The sequence below is a fragment of the Mycobacterium sp. E1386 genome, assembly GCF_001672745.1.
In the GTDB taxonomy this organism is placed as follows: domain Bacteria; phylum Actinomycetota; class Actinomycetes; order Mycobacteriales; family Mycobacteriaceae; genus Mycobacterium.
Genome location: NZ_LZKH01000158.1, coordinates 1 through 21,187, shown reverse-complemented (window position 1 = coordinate 21,187; position 21,187 = coordinate 1). Strand labels below are relative to the sequence as shown.

Below are 21,187 nucleotides of genomic sequence, written 5' to 3'. Positions count from 1 at the left end.
AAACACCACTTGCACGTCCGGACACTGGGCGGCCGCGGAGGGGACGACAGAACCAGCGAGCGCCGACGCGCCGAGGCCCGACGCCGCAACTACTGCGGGAGCAAGGGAACGGATGATCATGCCGCGACTGATGCCCATACGGGTGCCTCCCCAACTGCCAATCTGGTCAAAACTCCGCCATCGTTTCCTGTATACCGAGGTGCGTCGACAAGCGTCGGATGAGGCCCGCGTGTCGACGCACCGAAATGGCATCCATCCGAACGGCCGAGAGCCACATAGCGAAAAGCCTGAGCCGTCGTTCGGTGCCGATTGTCAAGAATAGCCGGGCTTGAACCGCAACGCCGCCGACACAGGAAGGTGACGACGTGGTTACCGGTGAAACCGGTTTCGGGGACGTGACTTTCCGCGGGCCAGCCGCCCGATGAGGGACGCCCGTCGCAGGTTCGGCTCTGCGGCAGCGGCTTTGGCGTAAAAAATGTCCGTTAGCTCCGTCGCCGTCGTCGCCCGACCGGTGCGCGCGGACGCCCGGTGCGACCAGCACCGAGGCTCCGACACCGGAGCAACGGGTGGTTTGCCGAGCTTCCCGCGTTGATGTCAGTAAGGTCACACCGCTCGACACGGAGTGCGTCTTGCACACAGGTTTATTAGAATTCCGTAAGGTTAGTGAGAGTTCTTTATGTACGTAAGCCGCGATTAGCCACGGAGCAGGTTGTGAACACGGATCGTTTCGACGCCGTCATCGTAGGCGCGGGCTTCGGCGGCATCGGGGCCGCGATCCAGCTCAAGCGCCTCGGGTATGAAAACTTCGTCATCCTCGACCGCGAGGACGACCTGGGCGGCACCTGGCACGTCAACCACTACCCGGGCATCGCCGTCGACATCCCGTCGACCACGTACTCGTACTGGTTCGAGCCCAAGCCGAACTGGTCGCGGCTGTTCGCGCCGGGCCGCGAGGTGAAGCAGTACGCCGCGGACGTCGCCGACAAGTACGACGTGCGTCGCCACATGCGGTTCAACTCGACGGTGGAAGGCGCCCAGTGGGACGAGGACGCCGAAGTGTGGCGGGTGGCGCTGGCCGGCGGCGAAACGTTGGCGACCCGCTTCCTGATCACCGCGACGGGCTTCCTGTCGCAGCCGCGGATGCCGGACATCCCGGGGATTGCGAGCTTCGAGGGCAAGGTGGTCCACACGACCGCGTGGGACCACGACTTCCGGTACCGGGGGCGCCGGATCGCGGTCATCGGGACCGGGGCGTCCGCGGTGCAGGTCATCCCGGAGTTGGCCGAACGGGCTGCGGAACTGACCGTCTACCAGCGCACCGCGACCCACGTGCTGCCCAAGTTCGACTTCGGGTTCCCCCCCGCGGTGCGGCGCCTGTTTGCCCAGGTGCCGGCGGCGCAGCGCGGGCTGCGGTGGGTGACCGACATCCTCCTCGAGATCATCATGATCGTCTGCGCGCTGCACGTGCGGGAGTTCCGCGGCCGGGGGAACATTTCGGCGGCTGACCTGGCCAAGATCAACCGATTCCGGTGGATCCGGGACAAGGAGCTGCGCGCCAGGTTGACGCCGGACTACGACCTCGGCTGCAAGCGGCCCACCTTTTCCAACGAGTTCTACCGGGCGTTCACCAAGCCCAACGTGCACCTGGAGACCAACTCGATCGCGCGGATCGAGGCGGACGGCATCGTCACCGTCGACGGGCGCAAGACCGTCATCGACACCCTGGTGCTGGCGACCGGTTTTGACCTGTGGGAGGCCAACTTCCCGGCCATCGAGGTGGTCGGGCGCAAGGGGCGCAACCTGGGCAAGTGGTGGCGGGAGACCCGGTTCCAGGCTTACCAGGGCGTCACCATGCCGTACTTCCCCAATTACCTGAGCCTGGCCAGCCCGTTCGCCTTCTCCGGACTGTCCTTCTTCCACACCATCGAATACCAGATGCGGCACATGGATCGCCTGCTCGGCGAGGTCAAGCGCCGCGGTGCGACCACCTTCGAGGTGACCGAAGAGGCCATGGAACATTTCATGGAGCGGATGACCAAACGGCTGGACACTTCGGTCTTCTACGCCGGCAACTGCGCCACCTCGCGCTCGTACTACTTCAGCCCCAGTGGTGAGGCGTCGCTGCTGCGGCCGACCTCGACCTTGAACTCGGTGCGGGAAGCCGCGACGTTCCCCCTCAGCGACTACGCGATCGCCTAGCGTCACAATCGCCACACCAGCCCCGGCACGGGAAGCGGTTGGCTGTTTGCCCGCCTCTGAGCGACAACTTGGGTGCGCCGCCGGATTGTCGCTGTGAGGCGGGCAAAGAGCGCGTCACTGCTCGAAGAGGCTGGTGTGGCGAATGTGACTGTCGGGTGGACCATTCCGCCCGTTACGCCGGCGGCATCAGCACCGTGTCGATCATGTACACCGTTGCGTTGGCGGTGGGCACGCCGCCGCAGACCAGACCCGCGTTGTTGACCTTGAGGCCGTTGCCCTGCCCGGTGACGGTCACGTTCGCGCCCTGAACCGTCTTGTGGGCGCCGGCGACCCTGGCCGGGCTCAGCTGCCCCGGGACCACGTGATAGGTCAGGATGCTGGTCAGCAGGGTGGAATCCGTCTTCAGCTGGTCGATCGTCTGTGCCGGCAGCTTGCCGAATGCGGCGTCGGTCGGCGCGAAGACCGTGTACTGGCCGTTGTTCAGCGTGTCAACCAGGTTGACATTCGGGTTCAGTTTGCCCGACAGTGCCGAGGTCAGGGTGCTCAGCGCCGGATTGTTGGACGCCGCTACCGCCACCGGAACCTGCGACATTCCCTCCACCGATGCCGGGCCGCTTGGGTGCGCGGCCGCGTAGTCGGAGCATCCGGGACCCACCAGATCGGCCGCCGCCGCGCTCGGCGCTGTCACCACACCCAGACCCACCATCGCCGCTACCGCGAATCCCTTCGCCGCCACCGACGTCCGTTGTGCCTTCATCGCGTTTGACTCCTTCGATTGGTCCGACATTTGATGAGTGATTCGGAGCCCGAACACCTTCGGATGGGTACCGGGAAAAGTTTCAACCGTACGTGAACGAATACACCTGCAGCCCTTGGTCGGGGTGGACCTCGAGCGTCCCCGACTGCGGCTGCTCGCCGGAGACGATCTGGTGCGACGTAGGCGGCCCGGAGATCGGGATCGCGACGGACCGTCCGTCGCGGGTCACCGTGAGGGACCCGGCGCCGCCGACGACGATGTAGACGTTCTTGGCGTGGTAATTCAGCCTGATGCTGGACTGGGTGCCCGCGGCGGTGGCGCCCTGGTAGTCCAGCGACCAGGGGCCTTTCAGGGCGAAGCTGTCAGCGGCCAGGGCGGGCGGATAGTCGAAAGTGGTTGTGCCTTCGTCGTATAGCCCGCCGCCGCCATAGTTGACCACCTTGCCGACGCCGAAGTAGGTCTCGGGCGTGGTCTTGTCGGGCAGGGTCGAGCGGCTTGCGTCCGTGGGCGGTGGCAGCTTTTCCCCGGGATGCGCGGCCATGATCAGCTGTCTGATCAGATCTTCGGTGACGTTGTAGTCGCCCTCGCCGAATTTGATGTGACGCACCTGGCCGGTGGCGTCGATCAGATACTCCGCCGGCCAGTAGCGGTTGCGGTAGTTCGTCCACGAGGAGTAGCCGTTGTCCAAGGCGATCGGGTACGTGATGCTCAGGTCGGCGGCGCCTTTGGCGACATTCCCGGGCACCTGTTCGAACGCGTACTCCGGGGTGTGGACCCCGATGACCTCGAAGCCGTCGCCCTGGTAGGCGTGGTACCAGCTGACGACGTGCTGGATGGCGCGTTGGCAGTTGATGCAGGAGTAAGCCCAAAAGTCGATCAGCACCACCTTGCCGCGCAGGGACGCGAGCGGGATCGGTTGGTTGCCCGGCGTGTTCAGCCAGCCGGCGATGCCCTTGAGATCGGGTGCCTGGCCGCAGCTTTCGAGCTCCCGGCCACCGTCGCTGCAATTCGACAGCTGCGCGTTCTGGTCGTTGACGATGCCGCCCAGGTTGAGCTTCTCCCGGACCCCGCGGTCGGTGGCCAACTGTTGTTGCAGCCCGCTGGTGTAGTCGGGAACGGCCCGTTGCAGAACCGCGGGAACGTTGAACACCAAACCGACCGCGAGCACGATCATCACGATCCCGGCCGCGACCCGGATCTGCCGCTGCCGCCGCCGGAACGCTCCGACCCGCTGAGCCACCTGATTGCCCGCCAACGCGAAGACCAACAACGTCAGCGCCGCACCCAGCGCGAAGGTGCCAGTCAGCACCACGGTGCGCAGACCGAGCGGAGCGGTGGCGCCGGCCACCACGATCGCGGCGAGAATGGGCCCGGCGCACGGGACATACAACACGCCCAGCGCCAGGCCGAGACCGAATCCGCCGCTGCCAAACCCCAACTGCTTCTGGGGGATACGCGCAAACGGGCGCTCCAGCAATTGCTCGACCCGCGGGAAGATCAGGCCGAGACCGATGGCAACCAACGCGACCAGAGCGAACCAGCGGATGGCGTCCTGCGGCAGGTGTACCAGCGACAGCAGTGTCGAGCCCGCCAACGTGACCGCCGTGAAGCTGAGCACCAGACCGCCGATGACCAGGTAGGGGCGCGCACTGCGCTGCGGCCTTACCGCGACGTCCACGCCCGCAGGGTTATTAGCACCGCCCTGCGCCCCGGCGAAGAAGATGACCGGCAGCACCGGCAGGATGCACGGCGATACGCCGGTGATGAGACCTCCGACGAAGCCGATCAGCGAGAGGGCGAACATGAAAGTCATTCGCTGCCAAGGGCGCCGCGGATTGGTGCTGCCGCACAGAAAACAGCCCGGCCGAAGCCGGGCTGTTCATCCCCTGATTGGCAGGCGAGCTCACTGGCCCGGCGGCATCAGCACCGTGTCGATCATGTACACCGTCGCGTTGGCGGTGTGCACCCCGCCGCACACCAAACCGGCGTTGTTGACCTTCAGGTCGTTGCCCTGACCGCTCACGTTCAGCTTGGCGCCCTGCAGGGTGACGTGGTCACCACCGACCTTGGCCGGGCTCTCCTGCCCCTGCACCACGTGATAGGTCAAGATGCTCTTGAGTAGCTGCGAGTCGGTCTTGAGCTTGTCGATGGTGGCCGCCGGCAGCTTGTCGAACGCGGCGTTGGTGGGCGCGAAGACCGTGTACTGGCCGTTGTTCAACGTATCGACCAGGTTGACATTCGGGTTCAGCTTGCCCGACAGTGCCGAGGTCAGGGTGGTCAGCATCGGGTTGTTGGACGCGGCCGTGGCGACCGGGTCCTGCGCCATCCCGGCGACCGACCCGGGGCCGCTAGGGTTCTGCTTGGCGTAGTCGCCGCAGCCCGCACCGATGAGGTCGGCCGCCGGATCGGCCGCGGCCGGCGCCGCCATGCTGCTGGTGACCGTGGCCGAGCTGCTGCTGGTCATCGGTTCGGACGCCGACTTGTTGTTCGAACACGCCGAGAAACCAACTACCGCAATCGTCGCGAGCCCTGCCGCGGCGATTGTCCTGCCCCGAACGTCGATCATCGCGTTTGCACTCCTTCTCCATGGGCGGCCCGTAGCACCGCCTTTCGACCGGACGGGAGTGATTCGGAGACGACGCGGCCGCGGACGGGTCAGAGTCGAGATTCAGCCGAGGGGCAACGCGGCCAGGATCGTTCCGGTCGGCTGCGGCGACCCGCTACCGGGTTCGACGGTGAACGCCAGGGTGGTGGACGATCCGAGGTTGGTGAGCGTCGCGGTGGTCGACGGCGCCACGGCCGCCGGGCCCATCGTCCCGGCCGACGTCGGGCCTTTGTCGCTGAGCAACCACATTTGGTAGACGGTCCCGGGTTTCGGCGGTGGGACGTTGTTCATCACCAGCACACCGGCGTTGCGGTCGTGGGAAAAGACGACGGTGGCAGTGCCATTGCCGAGCGGGCCGGAAACGGTGCGCACGTCCCGGGCCGCGAATACCTGCTCGGCGATGGTCGATGGCGGGTTCGGACGCATCAGGATCCCGACGCCGAATGCGGCGGCGCCGACCACCACCACCGCCGCCGCGGCCGCCAAAACGGCAGTGCGCCAACGGTATCTGCGCTCATCGCTCGCAGGTATCGCCGCCAGCGTCGCGGCCCGTAGGCGCTCCGGCGGTTCGACGGCCGTCGTCGCCGCGACGACCGCCATCGTCTCGCGGACGGCACGGACTTCGTCCTCGAAGGCCGCCGCCACCGATCGTGGCGCGGCCGCCACCCGCCGCTCGATTTCGGCGCGTTCCTCGCCCGACACGGCATCCAACGCGTATGGCGTTGCGAGCTCCAGCAATTCGAATTCGTTCGGTTCGGTCATGACACTTCCAGGCAGTTACGCAAGGCGCGCAGCGCGTCGCGCATGCGTGACTTGATCGTCGACAGATTCGCGGCCAGCCGGTCCGACACTTGGCTGTAGGTGAGTCCGTCGTAGTAAGCCAACTGGATACACTCCCGCTGCGTGTCGGTCAACGCGCCCAGGCATTCGGCCACGCGGCGGCGCTCGTCACCGGCGATCGCCGAATCGGCGACCACGTCACTGGCGGGGTCGGCGCTGGCCGCGGCGTAGCGGGAATCCCGCCTGCCGGACGCTTCCTCGGTCCGCACCCGGTCGACGGCCCGCCGGTGCGCGATGGTCATCAGCCAGGACAGGGCCGAGCCCCTGCCGGCGTCGTAGCCCGATGCCGTCCGCCAGACCTCGCAGTAGACCTCTTGGGTGGTCTCCTCGCTGTAGCCGGGATCGCGCAGCACCCGCATCACCATTCCGTACACGCGACTCTTGGTGAGGTCGTAAACCGCGGCGAACGCGTCGCGGTCCCCGCGCGCGACCTTGTGCAGCAGCGCGTCCAGGTCCTTGCTGGGCGTGGGCGGTCCCGTCATCGATCGGTAGCCTAGCGCCAGGCAGCTGTCCACTCCCGTAATTCGTAGCCCAAGACGGGGCGGACGATTCGAGCCCCGGCTAGATGAGTTGGGCGAGCGTGGTGACGACGATGAGGGCCAGCACGGCCGTTCCGATGATGTGAACCTGGCGCCGGGGCGTGAGCCGCGTCGGCAGTGGCCGCCGCTGCAGCGTGTGTTGCCGCCGGACGGCGATCACGAACGTTGCGAGGGCTACGGCGCCGGCCAGGGCGGCCGGGATGAATGCGGCCGGCCCGACGGAACCGTGCAGGTTTTTGATCATCAGCAGGGCGCCGTTCGCCAGGAAGGCGAAGGACGTTCGCGTCCAGGCCAGCGTCGTCCGTTCGGCCTGACTGCCGTGATCCGTCGTCGAGTCGGTCAACGCAACACCATCTTGGCGATGACCAATCCGAGCGCGATGAGACCCACCACGGTAAGGCCCACGGCGAGGTAGGTCGGTGAGGGCTGGCGGGGCAAGGGGGCGCCGCGGCGCATGGCGCCATCCGCCTGCTGCCAGCGCAGCAGCCCCATCCCGCTGGTGAGAATGGCCAGCAACGCGAGCCCGACACCGAGCGCGCGGCGCGCGCCGGGGACGCCGAGCTCCGGGACCAGTTGCACGACGGCGACGGCCGCGGCGAGCAGCCCCAGCGCGGTGCGCTGCCAGGCCAGGAACGTCCGCTCGTTGGCGAAGGTGAGCCGGTAGTCGGGCTCGTGCTCGTCGGCGCTGTCGGTGTCGGCCACGGGGCACATCGTTGCATGATTGCGCGTGTGGTCAAGGCGCTGTTGTTCGACGTGCAAGGCACGGCGACGGACTTTCACTCGACCGTCTGCGACGAGGCACGGCGGATCAGCGCCGGCCGCCACCCGGAGGTTGATTGGCCCGACGTGGTGCGGCGTTGGCGCGCAGGCTACTTCACCGCGCTGGAGGAAGCCCGAAGCCGGCAGACCGGATGGGTGTCGGTGCACTCGGTGTACCGCCGGGCGCTGGACGGTTGCGGCGTCCCGCTTTCGGAGGCCGAACGTGACGAACTCACGCTGGCCTGGCGGCGGCTGAAGCCGTGGCCGGACGTGATCCCGGGGCTGACCCGGCTTCGAACCGCCTACACGCTGGCCACGCTGTCCAACGCCGACGTGTCGACGGTCATCGAGATCTCCAAGCGCGCGGGCCTGCCCTGGGACGCCGTCTTCGCCGCCGAGATGGCCGGGGTGTTCAAGCCCGACCCGGCGATCTACCGGATGGCCGCCGCCTACCTGGGCCTGGAACCCGGCGAGATCATGATGGTGGCCAGCCACAAGTACGACATCCGCGCCGCGGGCCGGCTCGGGTTCCGGACCGCCTTCGTCGCGCGGCCGCTGGAGTTCGGCGTCGACGGCGAGGCCGACGTCGCCTATTCCGACGAGTTCGACGTCAACGCGTCCGACTTCCTGGACCTCGCAGGGCAACTCGGCTGCTGATCAGCGGTGCGCGGACCCGGTCAGGGGTTGGCCGTTGGCCGACTGCAGCAGGCAGATGACCGTGCTGGGCGTGGGATTGGCGCCGGTGCGATCCTGATTCGAGTCGATCAGGTAGGTGATCGAAAACGGGCTGCCGGCAACGGGTCGGCCCGTATAAGGGGCGAATCCTTCGTTGCAGTCCTTGTTGGCGACGATGGCGACGGCTTTGTCCACGGCCATCGGGGCACGCAGGTACACCTCGGCCAAATGCGCTGTGGCACAGTCGACGACGGTGACCGTCACGCGGCTCAAATCGATCGGCGGTAGGTCCGCCACGCACTCGCCGGTCTGCAGGTCGATCCACTTCTCGGTGTGCGAGATGGTGGGGGCGGCCGTGGCGGTGGCGCAGGCACCCAACATCGCCGCGGCGGTCAGGCCGCACAACGCATGAATGCCACGCATGCAATGAGTCTAGGCACCCGTCAGCGCCGGGTCGGGCTTTTCCGAGGACATCGACAGGAATCCGCGCGCGCAGCGCGCGGCCAGCAGCCAGTTCGCCGGCTTCTTCATGTCCAGGCCGCCGAGGAGCTGTTTGATCATGGTCAGCGTGTCGAAGTAAATGCGTTCGCAGACAAGCGTTTCGGCCTCGTCGAAGACGAAGTAGGCCGTCATGCGGACCCGGAACCGGCTGCCGGTGGGCGGAACCTTGCCCAGGTAACCCAGATGCGTGCCCATCAACCAGAACTCGACGATCACCGCGTCGGCGCTGTGCCGCAGCGCGATGATCTCGTGGTCCTGGTCGGGAAACGCGGTCCGCGTGTAGGCGTAGTAGTCGCGCACCGCTTTGTCGCCGTCGTGCACGATCATCTGCGGGATCAACTCGTAGCGCGGATGCGGGAAGGTCGACAGCACGTCGTCCCAGTCCTGGCGGACCTCGTCGTGGAAATGGTCGAGCACCAGCTTCTCGCGGGCGGCCAGCACCTCCGGCGGGGGGAACGCGGGGATCGTCATGACGACTAGGTTAGGCCCGGATTTGATATCGCATGCGCTATCAAATTTGAAAGTGCGCACATGCTTCCGGGCTGCGCGCTACCCCCGCGGCGGGGTCCAGGCGACCGGCAGGGCCTTGATGCCGTGGATGAATTGCGACAGCAGCCGCGCGGGTTCCTCGACCGCGACGATGTCGGGTATCTCGCGGCGCAACTCGTCGAAGACCACCCGGATCTCGCGGCGGGCGAGGTTGGCGCCCAGGCAGAAATGCGCGCCGCCGCCGCCGAAGCCGAAATGCGGGTTGGGGGTGCGGGCCACGTCGAACAGCCAGGGGTTGGCGAACGTCGACTCGTCGCGGTTGGCCGAGTTGTACCACAGCACGGCCTTGTCGCCCTCGGCCAGCTTGGTGCCGCTCAGCTTGAAGTCGCGGGTCAGGGTCCGCCGCATGTAGACCACCGGCGAGGCCCATCGCACGATCTCCTCGACGGCCGTGGGCGCCAGACGGTCGAAGTTGGCCCACCACTTGTCCCGCTCGTCGGGGTAGCGGGACAGGGCCAGCACGCCGTGGCTGATCGCGTTGCGCGTCGTCTCGTTGCCGGCCACCACCAGCAGGATGAAGAACGACGCGATCTCGGCCGACGACAACCGTTCGCCGTCCACCTCGGCTTCGACCAGGCTGGTGGTCAGGTCGTCGTGGTGATTGACGCGGCGGTCCTCGGCGAGCGCGGTGGCGTACGCCCCGATGTCCATCGAGATCTTGAGGAATTCGTCGAAGTCGGTGGTCAGGTCGGGGTCGCCGAACCCGAGAATCACGTTGGTCCAGTGGAAGATTCGCTGATGGTCTTCTTCGGGGATACCCATCATGTCGCAGATGATCTGCAGCGGCAGCGGCCCGGCGAGCTCGGTGACCAAATCGGCTTCCCCGTTGGGGTGGTTGGTGATCAGCGCCGAGACCAGCCGGCGGGCCCGCTCGCGCACCGACGCCTCGATGCGCGCCACCACCTTTGGGGTGAACGCGCGGCTGACGATCGAGCGCAGCCGTTGGTGCCGCGGATCGTCGAGCACGATCATCGAGCCGAAGTATTCGGCGATCTCCGGCGCGTTGTCGTTGACGGTGATGTTCGGGGTGCTGCTGAAGATCTCCGGATGACGGCTGGCGAAGTGCACGTCGTCGTGCTTGGTGAGCGACCAATACCCGTCGCCCGCCACGAATCCCTCCATCTCGATCGCGGGCCAGAACGACAGGGGGGCCTCGCGGCGCAAGGTCGCGAAGGCGCCGTCGCGGAAGTCGTCGTCGAGACCCCAGAAGTCCAGCGAGTCGAGGTGGATCTCGGACAGCGGCACCTCCGGTGGTGGCGCCCCGTTGGTTCGCGTCGCAATACCCGTCTTGAGGCTCACCGATTACCTCCTAGGAAACCCGTTAGTGCGTACACACGGTCCTGCCGCCGGCCGATTGCGCGTCGGCGACAACGTTGCCGTCGAGCAGGATGCGGCAGCGGATGGGGCCCACCCCCTGCGCGCTGATCAGGAACACCTGACCCCCGAAGGAGGTGAATTCCGTCGACCAGGGCAGCGGCGCGTTGACCTGGTGCAGTTGACCGGTGTCGGTTTGATACACGAGGTACTGCGCGACCCCGGCACCGGTCACCTCGTAACGGGCGTGGGGCATCTCGGGGATCGCATGGGCCACGCCGGGAATCGTCCCCGCGCAACCGACGCCCACGGCGAACAGAAGCGAAAGCCCGCGCACATGCTTCGTCATGATTTGCATCGTGTCACCACGCGCGGTGCTACGGAAGCTTTCCGCCCTAACGAAAGCCGTTCTAGTGTGAGTCCCACGGGGGCGGCTACGGAAAGGTGAGTATGTCGGAACACGGGTCAAAGCGTGTGGTGGTCTGGGGCACGGGCTTCGTCGGCAAGATGGTGATCGCCGAAATCCTCAAGCATCCGCTGTTCGAGTTGGTGGGGGTCGGCGTCAGCAACCCCGACAAGGTCGGGCGCGACGTCGGCGAGATCTGCGGGCTGCCCGAGCCGACGGGCATCATCGCCACCGACGACGTCGACGCCCTGATCGCGCTGAAGCCCGACGCGCTGGTGCACTACGGCCCGACCGCGATGCACGCCAAGGACAACATCGCGCTGATCACCCGCTTCCTGCGGGCGGGCATCGACGTGTGCTCGACGGCGATGACCCCGTGGGTGTGGCCGACCATGCACCTCAACCCGCCGAACTGGATCGCGCCGATCACCGAAGCCTGCGAGCTGGGGGAGTCGTCCTGCTTCACCACCGGCATCGACCCCGGGTTCGCCAACGACCTGTTCCCCATGACGCTGATGGGCCTGTGCTCGGAGGTGCGCCGGGTGCGGGCCTCCGAACTGCTGGACTACACCAACTACGAGGGCGATTACGAAGTCGAGATGGGCATCGGCCGCGAGCCCGAATACAGCCCCTTGCTCGAGGACTCCAACATGCTGATCTTCGCGTGGGGCGCCACCGTCCCGATGATCGCCCACGCGGCCGGCATCATGCTCGACGAGATCACCACCACGTGGGACAAATGGGTGACGCCCACCGAGCGCAACACCGTCAAGGGCGTCATCAAACCCGGGCACGTGGCGGCCGTCCGGTTCACCATCAACGGAATCTACAAGGGCGAGACCAGGATTCAGCTCGAACACGTCAACCGGATCGGCCTCGACGCCGCCCCCGACTGGCCCTCCGGCCACGACAACGACGTCTACCGGGTGGAGATCGAGGGCACGCCGAGCATCTTCCAGGAAACCGCGTTCCGGTTCACCGATGGCTCGGGCCGCGACGCGGCCACGGCCGGCTGCCTGGCGACCGGGATGCGGGCCCTCAACGCGGTGCCCGCGGTCAACGAGTTGCGGCCGGGCTGGGTCACGCCGCTCGACCTGCCCCTGATCGCCGGGGCGGGCAACATCCGGTGACCGGCGCACAGCCTGCACATAGGTACCGCAGAGACTCGGTACAGGTTTGCCCGACACAATGACGGCTAGCCTGGTTGCGAATTGCTGAAGTTTAGGTTGGGACAGATGGCCGATGGAGCAGGGACCGCGCTGGGCTTGTCGATCGGCACCACCAACCTGGCGGCGGTCGCTATGGGCCAGGCCATCACCCGCAAGCCCGTCCTGACGCTCTATCCGGAGCGCGCGCCCGAGGTCGGCATCCCCGCAGAAAACCCGCGGCTCAACCAGCCGGGCCTGGTGATCACCGGGTTTGTCAATCGCATCTCCGACCCCCGCGGCGTGGTGGCGGCCGACGGCTCGGTACACCGAAGCGAGGAATTGATCGCCGACGCGATGCGGGCGCTGGCCTACGCCGTGACCGGCGGGCGCACCCTGCCCGAGAGCGTCGGCGTCACCTATCCCGCCCACTGGCCGTCCCCGGCGGTCGACGCGGTGGGCACCGCGCTGAGTTCGGTGGCCGAATGGTCCAACCGGGCGCGGCCGCTGATGCTGATTCCCGACGCCGCGGCGACGCTGCTGGCCGTGCGGACCACCCCCGGCATACCGGCCCATGGGACGGTGGCGGTGTGCGACTTCGGCGGCAGCGGCACCAGCATCACGTTCATGCGCGCCGACGGCGATTATCAGGCGCTGGCCCCGACCGTTCGCCTGCACGATTTCTCCGGCGACCTGATCGACCAGGCGCTGCTGAGCGCCGTCATCTCCGACATGCCGAGCACCGCCGGCTTCGACCCGGCGGGCACCGTGGCGATCGGGTCGCTGAGCCGGCTGCGCACGGCATGCCGAAGCGCCAAGGAGGAGCTGTCCGCGAGCACGGCGACCACGCTGAGCGACGGGCTGACCGGCGAAGTGCGGGTCACCCGCGACGAGCTCGACGAGGCGATCCGCACCCCGCTCGACAGGTTCGTGGCCGTGTTGGAAAACTCATTGGCGCGCAACGGGATTCAGGACCTGGTCGCCGTGGTGTCCGCCGGCGGCGGAGCGAACATCCCCGCGATCACCACCACGCTGTCGCAATACTTCCGCGTCCCGGTCATCACCACGCCGCGCCCGCAACTGACGGCGGCCACGGGCGCCGCGCTCCGGGCGGCGCATGGCCCCGGCGAGATCGCCGCGACGGCGTCGGCGCCGGCCGCGTCCGCCACGCTGACGGCCCGGGCCGTCCCGGGCGGGCGGTCGCCCGAGGCGACCGCGACGGCGCAGGCGGCACCCGCCTGGCCCACCGCGGGTGCCGCGGCCGTGCAGGCGTGGTCGCAGACCGGCAAGCAACCGCAGGTGGCGCCCGATTCGCAGGTGGCGCCCGCCTCGGAGGCGGCGTCCGCCGCAGACAAACCCGCCGCCGATTCCGCGGGCGAGAAGCGCAAGCGCCGCCTGTTCCGGCTGCCGGTGATGGCGGGAATCGTCGGTGCTGCCGCGGCGGTGGCGCTCGTCGGTACCGCAGTCACGATCGGACTGACCTCGGCGAACAAATCCGCGACGACCCCGGCGCCGGGCGTGACCAGCAGCCCGGTGCCCCCGCCGCCGGCCAACACCGCGACCGCTCAGGCGCCCCCGCCGAGCCAAGAGGCGCCGGCGCCTTCAACGACGGACACCAACCCGCCCGCGCAGACTGAGACGCCGTCAACCAGCGTCCCGTCAGCGAAACCCCAGCATGCGCCGCCGCTCGCGGCCGCACCCGTGCGTCCGGCGATTCCGCAGGTGCCGCCCATCCCGGCGGTGCCCGGCCTCGACGAACCCATCCCGGGGCTGGACCGGATCAATCAGATCATCCAGGGGATCGGGGGCGACTTGGGCATCAGCGGCATCCCCCAATTGGGCCCTCAGCTGGGAACGACCCGGTAGGTCAGTCCTTTTCGCCCTTGTTCTCCGCTTTCGCGGCCTCTTTGAGCTTCTCGTTGAGGGCCTTGTCCTTCTCGATCTGCTCCTTCAGAGCTTCCTCGTCGCGGCCCTCGTCGCCTTCGGCTTGCTCATCGGAACCGGCATCGGAACCGGCATTCTCGGGGACTTCGTGCCTGGGATTGCCGTCCTCGTCCAACCAGTCGTTGACCGCCGTGCCCGAAACGCTGCCACCGGTGCCGGGCAGCACGATGGTTGGCTTCTCCTTGTAGGCCTCCATCATTTCGGAGGCCTTCTTTTTGTCGTCTTCGTCCGGCTCCGGCTTTTCCGTCAGCTTTTGATCGGTGTCCTGATCGGGTTCCTGATCCTGATCGGTCTGCTGGTCGGCCGACTTATCGTCCTGCACGCTCATGCATCTACCCCCTCGCCATCGCAGGTCGCGATTTGCAGGGGTTACCCGTTGCGGCGTTGTGTCGAAACTCTCACGCAAGGGATCGTTCGCGCTTGACCAGCTCGACCAGCGCCAGCGGAATCCGCATCGGCTCGGGTGCGCTTGACAGTTGCGCCGCGACCGCGCCCTGAAGTTGCTCGACGAATTCGCCGGCCCGCGCGTCGCGCACCCCGTCATCCAGCCCGCGCACCAGCGCGGGGAACAGCGCCGCGCGGGCGAAGGCCGCCCACTGCGCGCCGAACGTCTCGGCGTCGCGGTCGGCCTGGAACCGAACCCAGAAACGGTCCTCGGCGTTGAACGTCTCGAGATGGTCGATGGTCAGGCCCTCGAAGCGCCCGCTGGGCGCGAAGGGGGCGCGAAAGTCCTTCTCGCTGCGGGCAAATGTGGGAATGGTCATCCGCCGCAGCTCCTCCTGGCGCAGCAGGCCGTCGCGGACCTGTTCACGCAGCGCCGTGAGCATCGCCTCGAGCAGCGTCGGGAACCCCGATGTGCCGTCCTCGTCGAGGGCGATCGTCATCACCACCAGCCGCCCGTCGGGGGCCAGTTCGCGGCCGCGAAAGGCCACGAAGTTGTGCCAGTCCAGGGCCGCCCGCTCGGCGTATGCCGCGCGCGCCGCGTCGTCGTGGCTGTAGGAGATGTGCAGGTGATCGTGCACCTCGGCGGGCATCGTGCTCAGCCACTGCGCCGCCCACGACGACCAGCCCAGGTTGACCGTCTTGGACGGCACGATCTGGTCGTAGAACGAACGGCCGATCGACGACGCGAACGTCGCCGCGTCCAGGTGCAGGTAGCTCTCCGGGTCGTCGGACAGGGTGTGAAACAGCGCCGAGAAGTCGTTGTCCGGAATGTCGGTGTGCGCCACCAGGATTGCGTGGTCGTGTCGGGTGCGCCGACGCAGGATCGCGATCGCCGCCGACATCGGCTTGAGCGAATTGTGCCCGTTGGCGGCGCCGTAGTCGGCGATGATGATGGGCTGCGGGGGCTTGGGCAGCGGCACTTGCTCGGCGGCCCGCTCGAACAACGCGATGGCCGGGCCCAACCCGGCGGCCTGCAGCCGCGACGACTGGGTGTAAACGGGCTCCGGCCGAACCACAATGCTCGATTCGGGCATCCGAGGCTCTGGCCGCATGGCCCAACGATAGTCGTCAGGTCGGCTTCGGGTAGCTGACGCCGGTGAGCTGCTCGGAAAGCTCCCAAAGTCGTTGGCAGTCAGCCTCGTTGCGGGCCCGCTCGGGCACCTTGGCCAGCCGCACCCCGCCGCCGGCGGCCTCGTAGAAGCCGCGGGGGCCGTAGAACGCGCCGCCCTGGGCGTGCGGCGCCGCGGCGGCGTAGAGCGCCGGGAGGATGCCCTCGTCGATCTCCTGCCACAAAAACGGCGTGAAGCGCCAGGACGCCTTGTACAGCCGCTCCATCAGCGCGGGCTTTTCCCGCCCATGCGAGGGCCCGGCGATCTGCAGGTTGGTCTTGGTCAGGCCGGGGTGCGCGGCGTTGGACATGATGCCCCAGCCCGCCGCCCGGCTGCGCCGATCCAGCTCCAGGGCGAACATCAGCACCGCCAGCTTCGATTGGCCGTAGGCCGACATGGCCGCGTAGGACTTCTCAAACTGCGGGTCGTCGAAGTGGATCTTGCCGCTTTGGCGGGCGGCCAGGCTGCTCAGCGAGACGACGCGCGCCTTGCCCGCTGCGCGCAGCAGCGGCAGCACGTGCCCGGTCAGGGCGAAGTGCCCGAGATGGTTGCTGCCGAACTGCAATTCGAAACCGTCGGCGGTGGTGTCGCGTTCGGGCGGCGTCATGACGCCGGCGTTGTTGATCAGGATGTCGATCGGGCGGCCCTCGGCGTTGAGTTGTTCACCCAGCGCGGCGACCGAGGCCAGCGACGACAGGTCCAGCGACTTGATGGTGAGCTTGGCGTCGGGGACCGTGTCGCGGATTTCCGCGATCGCCTTTTCCCCTTTGCCGCGGTTGCGGATCGCCATCACGACGTCGGCGCCGGCGGCCGCGAGCCGCCGGGCCAGGCCGAACCCGAGGCCGCTGTTGGCGCCGGTGACGATTGCCAGCTTGCCCGACAGGTCGGGCACCGTGGCGACAAGATCGTTGGCCATGCGTATCGCTCCCTTCGTGTACGCCCCGTCATAGTGTGCTCTTTGTGTCGGCTCGTCGGCAGCGCATCCAAGGCTGGGCGGCCGCGTTGGCGGCCGGCGCGCTGCCCGCGCTCGCCTTTCCCGCGCCGTCGTGGTGGTGGCTGGCGTGGTTCGGCCTGGTGCCGCTGCTGCTGTTGGTGCGGGCCGCGCCTTCCGGATTGGAGGCGTGCGTGCGGGCCTGGTTCGGCGTCGCCGGATTCGTGCTGGCCACCGAGTACTGGCTGGTGACGTTCGCCGGCCCGTTGCTCGCGGTGATGGCCGCCGGCTTCGGATTGCTCTGGCTGCCGTGGGGGTGGTTGGCGCACCGGTTGCTGTCCGGGCCGGTCGGCCCGGGGCGGACGGCCGCCGCCATGGTGGTGTTGCCCAGCGCGTGGGTGGCGGGCGAGGCCGTGCGGTCCTGGCCACCGTTCGGTGGGTCATGGGCGTCACTGGGCGCGTCACAATCCGCTCAGCCCGGCACGCTGGCGTCGGCGTCACTGGGCGGGGTATGGCTGACGAGTTTCCTTGTCGTGGCGGCCAATACGGCTCTGGTCGGTGCGTTGGTGCACCGCGGCGTTTCGGGACGGCTCGTCGCGCTGGGGTGCGCGGCGGCCTGCGCTGCTATCGGCCCGGCCTGGTACCTGCTGGGCCCGTCGCCCGCCGGCGGCGCCACGGTGCGGGTGGCGCTGGTCCAGCCCGGCGACATCGCCGACTCCGGCGCTCGCCAGGCCGCGAGCGAGGAGCTCACCGCTTCGGCTGCCGCTCAGCGGCCGGACCTCGTGGTTTGGGGGGAGAGCAGCGTGGGCGCCGATCTCGCCGGTCACCCGGAGGTCTTGGCGCGGCTCGCCGAGCTGTCGCGGCGGGTGGGGGCGGACCTCTTGGTCAACGTCGACGCGCCCGCGCCCGGCGGCGGGATCTACAAGTCGGTGGTCCTGATCGGGCCGGGCGGATCGTTGGGCACGTACCGGAAGACCCGGCTGGTGCCGTTCGGCGAATACGTCCCGCTGCGACCGCTTTTCGGCTGGATCACCCGCCACAGCAGGGCCGCGGCCGAGGATCGGCAACGCGGGACCGGGCCCGTCGTGTTGCACGCCGGCGCCCTCGGGATCGGCCCGTTGGTCAGCTACGAGACCCTGTTCTCCGACCTGGCCCGCCGGGAGGCGCAACTCGGTGCGGAGCTGCTGGCGTATCAGAGCTCCACGTCGTCATACCAGGGGACCTGGGCCCAGCCGCAGCTGGCCGCCCAGGTGGCGGTGCGCGCCGTCGAGGCGGGCCGCCCGGCCGTGCACGCCGGATTGTCCGGCGACAGCTCGGGTTTCGACGCACAAGGCCACCGGCTGGCGTGGTGCCCGTCGGGCTTCCGGGGCGTGACCGTGGTGAGCGTGCCATTGGGATCGCGCGTCACGCCCTATCAGCGGCTGGGGGACTGGGTGCCGATGCTGGCCTTCGTCGTCGTCGGCTTTGCGCTGGTGCGCTGGCAGCGCCCCGTCCGCGGTGCCACACTGCTCGGATGAACAACAGGCGGCTCGCCAAGATGTCGCTGGCAGGCGCCGTCGCGCTGATGGTCGTGTCGGTCGGCGGCTTCATCGTCGCCCTGGTGCTCAACGCGTTCTTTCTGGACAAGTACAACGCCTACGGGGAGGTGCCCGTCCCCGGCTCGGGCACCCTCTACCTGCCCGCCGGTGACGTCACCGTCAGCCTGCACACCGTCGTCATCAGCAGCCCCGACCGCGGACTGCCGGTGCCTCCGCTGGGGGTCACCCTCGCGCCGCCCGACGGCGTGCCGCAGCCCGTGGTGACCGAAAGCATCGGCAGCACAACGACGGTCAACAACGATGCGCACGTGCGGGTGTGGGTCGCTCGGATCGCGGCCAGCGGCACCTACAACATCACCACCGACGGCCAGGTCAACGGGTACATCAACCCGCGACTGGCCTTCGGGCACCAGAGTTCCTACGGCTTTTTGGTGTGGTTGTTCGTCGCGCTGTTCGTAGTGGGGCTGGCCGGTTCGGCGCTGTCGGGTTGGTGGCTGGCGCGCACCCGCCGCAAGGCGGTGGCGGCGGCCAATCTGCCGCGGCCGTGACGGGCGCGGGTCTCGAACCAATCGACGACTCTCGTTTTTGATATCACCCGCGATATCAAAAACGGCGACCGCATGGTGGTCCGGGATTGGTGCTGGTGTGGCGGATGTGGCGGCAGGGGCAGGGCACGGCCCGGGCGTGGCCGAGGGGGGCCGGGCGTGACCCCGCGGGCCGGGCGGGCCGCACGGGCCGGGCGTGGCTCAGTGGCCGCGGGCCACCCACTCCTCGTAGTGGACGATCTCGTCGCCGATGGTGGTGCTGTCGCCGTGGCCGGTGTGCACCACCGTCTCGCCGGGCAGCTTGCCCAGCCGCTCGGAGATGGACTGCAGGATCGTCGGAAAGTCCGAATACGAACGGCCGGTCGCGCCCGGGCCGCCGGCGAACAGCGTGTCGCCGCTGAACACGACGCCCAGGTCATGCGAATACCAACACACAGAACCCGGGGAGTGGCCCGGGGTGTGCAGCGCCCGTAGCTCGGTCCCTCCTACGCTCAGCGTTTCGCCATCGGCCAGCGAGCGAAAGTCGTTGTCGGGGTGGGTCATTCGCCACAGCACTTCGTCGGCGGGATGCAGCAGCACCGGCGCGTCGAGGGTCTTGCCGAGTTCCGGCGCGACCGTCACGTGGTCGTTGTGGCCGTGGGTGCAGACGATCGCGACCACGTGCCTGCCGTCCACGGCCTCGACGATCGGTGCCGCGTCGTGGGCGGCGTCGAAGACCACCACATTCGAGTTGTCGCCGATCAGCCAGATGTTGTTGTCGACTTCCCAACTGCCGCCGTCGAGTTCGAAGGTTCCGTGGGTGACCACCTTCTGAATCTGGACCATCAGAGCATCACCACCGAACGCAACACCTTGCCCCCGTGCATCTTATGAAAAGCCTCCTCGACGTCGTCTAGCCCGATTCGCTCGGAGACAAACTTCTCCAGGGGCAGCCGGCCCTGCAGGTAGAGGTCGATCAGGGTGGGAAAGTCGCGTTCGGGCAGGCAATCGCCGTACCACGACGACTTCAGCGACCCGCCGTGCGAGAAGAAGTCGATCAGCGGCATGTCGAGCTTCATGTCGGGCGTCGGAACACCCACCAGCACAACGGTTCCCGCGAGGTCGCGGGCGTAGAAGGCCTGCTTCCAGGTTTCGGGCCGGCCGACGGCGTCGATCGCGACGTTGACACCGAACCCGTCGGTGAGGTCCTGAATCGCCTCCACGACGTCGGCCTGGCGGGCGTTGATGGTGTGGGTGGCGCCGAACTTGCGGGCCCAGTCCAGCTTGGTGTCGTCGGTGTCGACGGCGATGATGCGCCGGGCGCCGACCAGCGCGGCACCGGCGATCGCGGCATCGCCGACGCCGCCGCAGCCGATCACCGCGACCGTATCGTCGCGGGTGACGCCGCCGGTGTTGATCGCCGCGCCGATGCCGGCCATCACCCCGCAGCCGAGCAGGCCCGCGACGGCGGGGTCGGCGGCGGGATCGACCTTGGTGCACTGGCCGGCGTGCACCAGCGTCTTGTCGGCGAACGCCCCGATGCCCAGTGCGGGCGTCAGCTCCGTGCCGTCGGTCAGCGTCATCTTCTGCGCGGCGTTGAAGGTGTCGAAGCACAGGTGCGGGCGGCCGCGCTTGCAGGCGCGGCACTGGCCGCAGACCGCGCGCCAGTTCAGGATGACGAAGTCACCGGGCTCGACCGCGGTTACGCCGGGACCGACCGCCTCGACCCGGCCGGCGGCCTCGTGGCCGAGCAGGAAGGGGTATTCGTCGTTGATGCCGCCCTCGCGGTAAGTCAGGTCGGTGTGGCACACCCCGCAGGCGATGATGTCGACCAGGGCCTCGCCCGGTCCGGGGTCCGGGACGACGATGTCCACCAGCTCGACGGGCTCGCCCTTTTTTCGTGAAATCACGCCGCGCACTGTCTGACTCATGGCCACCAACCTACGGTGTACCGTCGCTGAGCATGACGGCACCTGAGACCGGTGAGGAATTCGCCGGACGAATCGCCGCGGCCATCGACGGGGCCAGCCTGACGCTGTTGCTGAGCATCGGGCACCAGACCGGTCTGCTGGACACGATGGCGGGGCTGGCCGCCGCAACCAGCGCGCAGATCGCCGAAGCGGCCGGTCTCAACGAGCGCTACGTGCGCGAGTGGCTGGCGGGCATGACGACCGGGCGCGTCGTCGACTACGACCCCGACTCCGCGACCTACTCGCTGCCCGCGCACCGCGCCGGCGTGCTGACCCGTGCCGCCGGGCCGGACAACCTGGCCCTGGTGGCCCTGTTCGTCCCGCAGCTCGCCGAAGTCGAACAGAAGATCATCGATTGCTTCCGCGAGGGCGGCGGCCTGCACTACAGCGAGTTCCCCCGGTTCCACGCGCTGATGGCCGAGCAGAGCGGCGTGGTCT

General features: G+C 68.1%; 22 protein-coding genes and 2 pseudogenes. 7 read left to right on the top strand and 17 right to left on the bottom strand.

What is annotated here, in order from left to right; translation table 11 throughout:
- Window positions 1-138: pseudogene (locus A5709_RS28855) on the bottom strand (cutinase family protein); the annotation flags it as partial.
- A 573-nt stretch (window positions 139-711) separates the two neighbouring features.
- On the opposite strand from A5709_RS28855, the gene A5709_RS16290 reads away from it, so the two are divergent.
- Entirely contained in the window at window positions 712-2,199 is a 1,488-nt protein-coding gene (locus tag A5709_RS16290) for an NAD(P)/FAD-dependent oxidoreductase (protein ID WP_068120799.1), read from the top strand.
- A gap of 172 nt (window positions 2,200-2,371) precedes the next feature.
- Here A5709_RS16290 and A5709_RS16285 read toward each other — a convergent pair whose 3' ends face one another.
- From A5709_RS16285 to A5709_RS16255, 7 genes are all read right to left on the bottom strand, one after another.
- Window positions 2,372-2,905, bottom strand: coding sequence for a fasciclin domain-containing protein (locus A5709_RS16285; protein WP_231986987.1), 534 nt, complete (start codon window positions 2,903-2,905; stop codon window positions 2,372-2,374).
- A gap of 133 nt (window positions 2,906-3,038) precedes the next feature.
- The gene (locus A5709_RS16280; RefSeq protein WP_068120803.1) at window positions 3,039-4,760 is read right to left on the bottom strand and encodes a cytochrome c biogenesis protein DipZ; all 1,722 of its coding nucleotides are present in this window, start codon (window positions 4,758-4,760) and stop codon (window positions 3,039-3,041) included.
- Between the two features lie 99 nt (window positions 4,761-4,859).
- Complete coding sequence (locus A5709_RS16275; protein ID WP_369827351.1) at window positions 4,860-5,420, bottom strand: fasciclin domain-containing protein; 561 nt, start codon at window positions 5,418-5,420, stop codon at window positions 4,860-4,862.
- 204 nt (window positions 5,421-5,624) lie between these two features.
- Entirely contained in the window at window positions 5,625-6,323 is a 699-nt protein-coding gene (locus A5709_RS16270; protein ID WP_068120795.1) for an anti-sigma factor domain-containing protein, read from the bottom strand.
- Window positions 6,320-6,883: a sigma-70 family RNA polymerase sigma factor gene (locus tag A5709_RS16265; protein ID WP_067947343.1), complete on the bottom strand. Its 564-nt coding sequence runs from the start codon at window positions 6,881-6,883 to the stop codon at window positions 6,320-6,322. Before A5709_RS16265 ends, A5709_RS16270 begins: the two co-directional genes overlap by 4 nt.
- A 79-nt stretch (window positions 6,884-6,962) precedes the next feature.
- Entirely contained in the window at window positions 6,963-7,283 is a 321-nt protein-coding gene (locus A5709_RS16260) for a DUF202 domain-containing protein (RefSeq protein ID WP_068120793.1), read from the bottom strand.
- Window positions 7,280-7,651, bottom strand: coding sequence for a YidH family protein (locus tag A5709_RS16255; protein WP_068120791.1), 372 nt, complete (start codon window positions 7,649-7,651; stop codon window positions 7,280-7,282). Before A5709_RS16255 ends, A5709_RS16260 begins: the two co-directional genes overlap by 4 nt.
- Before the next feature lie 6 nt (window positions 7,652-7,657).
- Here A5709_RS16255 and A5709_RS16250 point away from each other — a divergent pair, with 6 nt between their 5' ends.
- Window positions 7,658-8,356, top strand: coding sequence for a haloacid dehalogenase type II (locus tag A5709_RS16250; RefSeq protein ID WP_068120789.1), 699 nt, complete (start codon window positions 7,658-7,660; stop codon window positions 8,354-8,356).
- On the opposite strand, the gene A5709_RS16245 is transcribed toward A5709_RS16250, so the two are convergent.
- The 4 genes from A5709_RS16245 to A5709_RS16230 form a co-directional block, all read right to left on the bottom strand.
- Window positions 8,357-8,797 carry a hypothetical protein gene (locus A5709_RS16245; protein ID WP_068120787.1) on the bottom strand — a complete coding sequence of 147 codons (441 nt, stop codon included), beginning with the start codon at window positions 8,795-8,797 and terminating at the stop codon, window positions 8,357-8,359.
- Between the two features lie 9 nt (window positions 8,798-8,806).
- On the bottom strand, window positions 8,807-9,346 hold the full coding sequence (locus tag A5709_RS16240) for an ester cyclase (protein ID WP_067947353.1): 540 nt from the start codon (window positions 9,344-9,346) through the stop codon (window positions 8,807-8,809).
- 78 nt (window positions 9,347-9,424) lie between these two features.
- Complete coding sequence (locus A5709_RS16235) at window positions 9,425-10,723, bottom strand: cytochrome P450 (RefSeq protein WP_068120785.1); 1,299 nt, start codon at window positions 10,721-10,723, stop codon at window positions 9,425-9,427.
- A gap of 22 nt (window positions 10,724-10,745) precedes the next feature.
- The gene (locus A5709_RS16230) at window positions 10,746-11,087 is read right to left on the bottom strand and encodes an MmpS family transport accessory protein (RefSeq protein WP_197520171.1); all 342 of its coding nucleotides are present in this window, start codon (window positions 11,085-11,087) and stop codon (window positions 10,746-10,748) included.
- A 101-nt stretch (window positions 11,088-11,188) separates the two neighbouring features.
- On the opposite strand from A5709_RS16230, the gene A5709_RS16225 reads away from it, so the two are divergent.
- Window positions 11,189-12,274, top strand: coding sequence for a dihydrodipicolinate reductase (locus A5709_RS16225; RefSeq protein ID WP_068120783.1), 1,086 nt, complete (start codon window positions 11,189-11,191; stop codon window positions 12,272-12,274).
- A 105-nt stretch (window positions 12,275-12,379) separates the two neighbouring features.
- Window positions 12,380-14,155, top strand: coding sequence for an Hsp70 family protein (locus A5709_RS16220; protein WP_068120781.1), 1,776 nt, complete (start codon window positions 12,380-12,382; stop codon window positions 14,153-14,155).
- Between the two features lies 1 nt (window position 14,156).
- On the opposite strand, the gene A5709_RS16215 is transcribed toward A5709_RS16220, so the two are convergent.
- From A5709_RS16215 to A5709_RS16205, 3 genes are all read right to left on the bottom strand, one after another.
- Window positions 14,157-14,561, bottom strand: a complete 405-nt coding sequence (locus A5709_RS16215; protein ID WP_068120780.1) for a hypothetical protein — start codon at window positions 14,559-14,561, stop codon at window positions 14,157-14,159.
- A gap of 70 nt (window positions 14,562-14,631) precedes the next feature.
- Window positions 14,632-15,729 carry an SAM-dependent methyltransferase gene (locus A5709_RS16210; RefSeq protein ID WP_068120778.1) on the bottom strand — a complete coding sequence of 366 codons (1,098 nt, stop codon included), beginning with the start codon at window positions 15,727-15,729 and terminating at the stop codon, window positions 14,632-14,634.
- 16 nt (window positions 15,730-15,745) lie between these two features.
- Window positions 15,746-16,702 (bottom strand): SDR family oxidoreductase, encoded by a 957-nt coding sequence (locus A5709_RS16205; protein ID WP_067947367.1) that lies wholly within the window; start codon window positions 16,700-16,702, stop codon window positions 15,746-15,748.
- 86 nt (window positions 16,703-16,788) lie between these two features.
- Here A5709_RS16205 and lnt point away from each other — a divergent pair, with 86 nt between their 5' ends.
- Together lnt and A5709_RS16195 are read left to right on the top strand one after the other, a co-directional pair.
- Complete coding sequence (lnt, locus tag A5709_RS16200) at window positions 16,789-18,234, top strand: apolipoprotein N-acyltransferase (RefSeq protein WP_068120801.1); 1,446 nt, start codon at window positions 16,789-16,791, stop codon at window positions 18,232-18,234.
- Window positions 18,231-18,803 carry a hypothetical protein gene (locus A5709_RS16195; protein ID WP_068120776.1) on the top strand — a complete coding sequence of 191 codons (573 nt, stop codon included), beginning with the start codon at window positions 18,231-18,233 and terminating at the stop codon, window positions 18,801-18,803. Before lnt ends, A5709_RS16195 begins: the two co-directional genes overlap by 4 nt.
- Window positions 18,804-19,001: 198 nt before the next feature.
- Here the strand turns inward: A5709_RS16195 and A5709_RS16190 are convergent, their stop codons facing one another.
- Both A5709_RS16190 and A5709_RS16185 read right to left on the bottom strand, forming a co-directional pair.
- The gene (locus A5709_RS16190) at window positions 19,002-19,625 is read right to left on the bottom strand and encodes an MBL fold metallo-hydrolase (protein WP_068007610.1); all 624 of its coding nucleotides are present in this window, start codon (window positions 19,623-19,625) and stop codon (window positions 19,002-19,004) included.
- Window positions 19,625-20,710: an S-(hydroxymethyl)mycothiol dehydrogenase gene (locus A5709_RS16185; RefSeq protein ID WP_067947373.1), complete on the bottom strand. Its 1,086-nt coding sequence runs from the start codon at window positions 20,708-20,710 to the stop codon at window positions 19,625-19,627. The genes A5709_RS16190 and A5709_RS16185 overlap by 1 nt, the downstream gene beginning before the upstream one ends.
- 32 nt (window positions 20,711-20,742) lie before the next feature.
- On the opposite strand from A5709_RS16185, the pseudogene A5709_RS16180 reads away from it, so the two are divergent.
- Window positions 20,743-21,187 (top strand): annotated as a pseudogene (locus A5709_RS16180) (methyltransferase); the annotation flags it as partial.

What these genes read in the sequence shown, in the direction of transcription:
- A5709_RS16240 (WP_067947353.1), bottom strand. Translation starts at nt 9,346, where the DNA reads ATGACGATCCCCGCGTTCCCCCCGCCGGAGGTGCTGGCCGCCCGCGAG.
- A5709_RS16230 (WP_197520171.1), bottom strand. Translation starts at nt 11,087, where the DNA reads ATGACGAAGCATGTGCGCGGGCTTTCGCTTCTGTTCGCCGTGGGCGTC.
- A5709_RS16215 (WP_068120780.1), bottom strand. Translation starts at nt 14,561, where the DNA reads ATGAGCGTGCAGGACGATAAGTCGGCCGACCAGCAGACCGATCAGGAT.
- A5709_RS16205 (WP_067947367.1), bottom strand. Translation starts at nt 16,702, where the DNA reads ATGGCCAACGATCTTGTCGCCACGGTGCCCGACCTGTCGGGCAAGCTG.
- A5709_RS16195 (WP_068120776.1), top strand. Translation starts at nt 18,231, where the DNA reads ATGAACAACAGGCGGCTCGCCAAGATGTCGCTGGCAGGCGCCGTCGCG.
- A5709_RS16265 (WP_067947343.1), bottom strand. Translation starts at nt 6,883, where the DNA reads ATGACGGGACCGCCCACGCCCAGCAAGGACCTGGACGCGCTGCTGCAC.
- A5709_RS16190 (WP_068007610.1), bottom strand. Translation starts at nt 19,625, where the DNA reads ATGGTCCAGATTCAGAAGGTGGTCACCCACGGAACCTTCGAACTCGAC.
- A5709_RS16270 (WP_068120795.1), bottom strand. Translation starts at nt 6,323, where the DNA reads ATGACCGAACCGAACGAATTCGAATTGCTGGAGCTCGCAACGCCATAC.
- A5709_RS16255 (WP_068120791.1), bottom strand. Translation starts at nt 7,651, where the DNA reads ATGTGCCCCGTGGCCGACACCGACAGCGCCGACGAGCACGAGCCCGAC.
- A5709_RS16250 (WP_068120789.1), top strand. Translation starts at nt 7,658, where the DNA reads ATGATTGCGCGTGTGGTCAAGGCGCTGTTGTTCGACGTGCAAGGCACG.
- A5709_RS16285 (WP_231986987.1), bottom strand. Translation starts at nt 2,905, where the DNA reads ATGGTGGGTCTGGGTGTGGTGACAGCGCCGAGCGCGGCGGCGGCCGAT.
- A5709_RS16245 (WP_068120787.1), bottom strand. Translation starts at nt 8,797, where the DNA reads ATGCGTGGCATTCATGCGTTGTGCGGCCTGACCGCCGCGGCGATGTTG.
- A5709_RS16210 (WP_068120778.1), bottom strand. Translation starts at nt 15,729, where the DNA reads ATGCGGCCAGAGCCTCGGATGCCCGAATCGAGCATTGTGGTTCGGCCG.
- A5709_RS16225 (WP_068120783.1), top strand. Translation starts at nt 11,189, where the DNA reads ATGTCGGAACACGGGTCAAAGCGTGTGGTGGTCTGGGGCACGGGCTTC.
- A5709_RS16185 (WP_067947373.1), bottom strand. Translation starts at nt 20,710, where the DNA reads ATGAGTCAGACAGTGCGCGGCGTGATTTCACGAAAAAAGGGCGAGCCC.
- A5709_RS16275 (WP_369827351.1), bottom strand. Translation starts at nt 5,420, where the DNA reads ATGACCAGCAGCAGCTCGGCCACGGTCACCAGCAGCATGGCGGCGCCG.
- A5709_RS16280 (WP_068120803.1), bottom strand. Translation starts at nt 4,760, where the DNA reads ATGTTCGCCCTCTCGCTGATCGGCTTCGTCGGAGGTCTCATCACCGGC.
- A5709_RS16220 (WP_068120781.1), top strand. Translation starts at nt 12,380, where the DNA reads ATGGCCGATGGAGCAGGGACCGCGCTGGGCTTGTCGATCGGCACCACC.